The 3,934-nt window shown below is 64.5% G+C and carries 4 protein-coding genes; 2 read left to right on the top strand and 2 right to left on the bottom strand.

The features are described 5' to 3' along the window. Positions 1–127: 127 nt before the first annotated feature. Complete coding sequence (locus SPR01S_RS18650; RefSeq protein WP_066592398.1) at positions 128–988, bottom strand: sigma-70 family RNA polymerase sigma factor; 861 nt, start codon at positions 986–988, stop codon at positions 128–130. After that, positions 976–1,431: a carboxymuconolactone decarboxylase family protein gene (locus tag SPR01S_RS18645; RefSeq protein ID WP_066592396.1), complete on the bottom strand. Its 456-nt coding sequence runs from the start codon at positions 1,429–1,431 to the stop codon at positions 976–978. Before SPR01S_RS18645 ends, SPR01S_RS18650 begins: the two co-directional genes overlap by 13 nt. Positions 1,432–1,598: 167 nt before the next feature. Between SPR01S_RS18645 and SPR01S_RS18640 the strand changes: the two genes are divergently transcribed. Both SPR01S_RS18640 and SPR01S_RS18635 read left to right on the top strand, forming a co-directional pair. Next, positions 1,599–3,596 (top strand): acyltransferase family protein, encoded by a 1,998-nt coding sequence (locus tag SPR01S_RS18640; protein WP_169803469.1) that lies wholly within the window; start codon positions 1,599–1,601, stop codon positions 3,594–3,596. Positions 3,597–3,714: 118 nt separating this feature from the next. Next, the coding region (locus SPR01S_RS18635) for an adenosylhomocysteinase (RefSeq protein WP_174531910.1) at positions 3,715–3,934 on the top strand (220 nt) is incomplete at its 3' end.

Raw genomic sequence — 3,934 nt, 5'->3', positions numbered from 1 at the left:
GGGGGGGGGGGGGGGGGGGCCGCGACCAACGAGCAACAGGCCGGTAGGCTAGTGGCGGAGGGCCCCTCCACCACCGCCTTCGGCGGCGGTCCCCCTCCCCGTTCCGGGGAGGATTTTACGCATCCCGCTAGTGCAGCGCGCCTTCCAGGTGCCGCAGTTTGTCCGGATTGCGCATGACGTAGATTGCCTTGATCCGGCCGCCGTCGATCAGCAGCGCGGTGGTCTGCAGCACGCCATCGGCTTCGCGGGTGACGAAGCCGGGCAGGCCGTTGATCCAGGCGAAGCGGATCAACTCGCCGAACCGGCCCTGGAGCAGGCGCTTGATCGCCGCATAGGTGCGCGTGACCTCGTCCGACCCGAGCATGATGCGCGCCGCCGCCGGTCGCTTGCCGCCGCCATCCGAATAGAGGCTCACATCGTCAGCGAGCATCGCTCCCAGGACGCCGATCTCGCCACGCGTGGCCGCGAAGAACGCCTGGGCGATTTCCAGGCCATGCTCGCGCTCGACCGGAAACCGCGGTTTTTCCGCCCGGACGTGCTCGCGCGCCCGGCTGGCGAGCTGGCGGCACGCCGCCGCATCGCGGCCCAGGCTTTCGGCGACATCGTCGAAACTCTCGCCGAACACGTCATGGAGCAGGAACGCCGCGCGTTCGAGCGGGGACAGCCGTTCGAGCGCGAGCATGAGGGGGAGAGTAACATCCTCCACTTCCTCGGCCTCGACCACCGGTTCGGGCAACCAGGGCCCGATATATTCTTCGCGCCGCACTCGTGCCGACTTGAGCTGGTCGAGGCACAGCCGGGTGACGACGCGGCGCAGGAATGCCTCGGGCACGCGGACCGCTTCTCGGTCGGTGTCGGCCCAGCGCAGCCACGCGTCCTGCACCACATCCTCGGCATCGGCGACCGAGCCGAGCATGCGGTATGCGACGCGCATCAGCCTGGGCCGAAGCGCGTCGAATTGGGCAGCGGCGTCGCTCACGCCTTCCATCCGAGGCTCGGCTCGAACAGGTGGAAAGCGACCGCGAGGCGGTTCCAGCAGTTGATCACGTTGATCATCATGGTGAGCTTGACCTGCTCCTCCTTGCTGAACTGCGCGTCGAGCGCCGCATAGACATCGTCCGGTGCGCCCTTGTCCGCGATCAGCGTCAGTGCCTCGGTCCAGCCAAGCGCCGCGCGCTCGCGATCCGTATAGCACGGCGCCTCGCGCCATGCCGAGGTCAGATAGATGCGCTGTTCGGTCTCACCGGCCTGGCGCGCCTCGAACGTGTGCATGTTGATGCAATTGGCGCAGCCATTGATCTGCGACGAGCGGATCTTGACCAGTTCGAGCAGCGGCTTTTCGAGTCCGCTTGCAGCCACCGTATTGGAGAGCGTGAGGAACGCCTGAATCATTTCGGGCGAAGCGGTGTAGGGGTTGAGGCGAGGGGTCATGATCGGTCCTTTTCATCAGGGATGCGCAGACCTGACGAGACAGCGCGAGCGAGTGTGACATCGGCCGGAAAAAAGTTGGCTCGACCAAGCTCGTACAGGCTGATGACTTGCTCTATGGCCTTGCAGAAATGGCAAAGCGCGTCCGTGTCGAATAGCCGGGGAAGTCTGTGAGCGTTGGCAATCGACCCGGGGCCGCGGGTGCATACCGGCCGGAAATCGATGGGCTTCGCGCTGTCGCCGTGCTGGCGGTGATGCTCTATCATGCCGGCTTCTCATTGTTCGCCGGCGGCTATGTCGGTGTCGACATCTTCTTCGTCATCAGCGGATATCTGATCACCGGTATCGTCGTTCGCGAATGTAGCGAGGGCCGGTTCAGTCTCGCTACGTTCTGGGAACGACGGGCGCGGCGGATCATGCCGGCCCTGACGTTCGTGCTTGTCGTGTGCCTGCCTTTCGCATGGTGGTTCATGCCGCCGGTGGCGTTGACCGCCTTCTCGAAGAGCCTGTTCGCCTCGTCGCTGTTTTCGGGCAATTTCTACTTCTGGCGGCTGGAAGGCGGGTATTTCGCCGACGATAGCGGGCAGATCCCGCTGCTCCATTTGTGGAGCTTGGCCGTCGAAGAGCAATTCTACCTGCTCTTTCCGTCCTGCGTGTACCTCATCTTCCGGTTCGCGCGGCGAACGTTGCGGCCGGCGATCATCGCCGTGCTGCTGATCTCCTTGACGCTGTGCGCGGTCGCCGGTCACGTCGCCCCCTCGGCGAATTTCTTCCTAATTCCGACGCGCGCTTGGGAATTGCTGGCCGGCGCGGCATTGAGCCTGTGGCCGTCGCGAGGCGATGCGTTTGCCGCGCGGGGCAGGGCCGACGACGCACTTGCGTTCGTGGGAGCGGCGTTGGTCGTCGTGCCGATCTTTCTGCTCGACGATACGAGCGGGTTTCCCTGGCCATGGGCACTGCCAGCGGTGGTCGGGACGGTGCTGCTGCTCGCCTTCGCGACGCCACGCACCGCGGTCGGCTGGATGTTGGCGTCGCGGCCGTTCGTCGCGATCGGATTGATCTCGTACAGCGCTTATCTCTGGCACCAACCAGTGCTAGCCTTTGCGCGGCTGATCTCGTTGAACACTCCTGGAACGGCGTCGTTGAGCGGGTTGCTGTTGCTGTCGCTCGGGCTGGCCACGCTGACTTATCACTGGGTGGAGAAGCCATTCCGGCGCCGGTCGTTCCTGAGCCAGCGAACCGTATTGGTGTCCACAATGCTGGCCGCGCTGACGATGGCGGCCATCGGTGCGATCGGCTGGTCAGGCGCTGGCTTTCCAAGTCGGTTGCCGGCACCCATCGCGGCGCTTGCCCAGGCACGCCAGGCAGGATTGGAGCGCTTGGAGGCCTGCAACGACACTTCGGGTGCGCAGCCGCCCTGTCATGCTGGTAAAGCAGACCGCGTGACCGTCGCTCTATTCGGTGATTCGCACGCCGAGGCGCTGATACCCGCTGTCGACGCGCTGATGAACGCGGTAGGGCAAAGGGCGGTGGTGCTGACGCGACCGAACTGTCCGCCCGCGGACAATGTCGGGGTAATGCCCAATCGCGATGCGGGCTGTGTGCGTTTCACGCATGCCGCGGTAAAAACCATCCTCGCCACGCCGGATATCGATACGGTCATCCTCGCCGCGCGTTGGCCGCTCGCGCTCGAGGGCAGCTATTTCGACAATGGCGAAGGCGGTGTCGAAACCGGTCCGCGCATTACGGCGCCGACTGAGCAACAGCGCCAGCAACTGGCCAGCGGCTACCGCGCGACGGTCGCCCGGCTGCTGGCGGCGGGCAAGCGCATCTTCGTGATCTACCCCATTCCCGAAGCGGGCTGGTCGACGCCGGACTATCTCGTGAAACTGAACCGGCTGGGCTTGCCGGTTACCGGCCCGACGACGAGCTACGCCCGCTATAAACAACGCCAGGCGCGAGAGATCGCGCTGCTCGACAGCCTTGGCCAGGATCCGCGCTTGATCCGAATATATCCTGACCGGGCATTGTGCGGGATCGTTCGCGCCGGGCGCTGCGAGACGGTGGTCGGCGGGACATCGCTCTATATCGACGACGACCATCTGTCGGCAAAAGGCGCGCGAATGGCGCTTGCCTCGCTGACGTCGGCGATGCTCGCTGGACGTTGACCGATATGAGAAAGCCAGCCCAGTTCATGATATAAAGAAATCTTTATATCGAGATTGCAATCGTGCCGTCGGTTGGGTAGGGGAGCCGCATCAACCGACTTTTCCGGAGATTTTTGACGTGGCCACCGTGCTCGACCGTACGACCGATTATGTCGTCAAGGACCTTTCCCTCGCCGATTTCGGTCGCGCCGAGATCAACATCGCCGAGACCGAGATGCCCGGCCTGATGGCGCTGCGCCAGGAATTCGGCGCGTCGCAGCCGCTCAAGGGCGCGCGCATCACCGGCTCGTTGCACATGACGATCCAGACCGCGGTGCTGATCGAGACGCTGACCGCGC

Source organism: Sphingomonas pruni NBRC 15498 (assembly GCF_001598455.1).
In the GTDB taxonomy this organism is placed as follows: domain Bacteria; phylum Pseudomonadota; class Alphaproteobacteria; order Sphingomonadales; family Sphingomonadaceae; genus Sphingomonas; species Sphingomonas pruni.
Note: the sequence above shows the minus strand (reverse complement) of the source record. Positions and strands in the feature narration are given on the sequence as shown.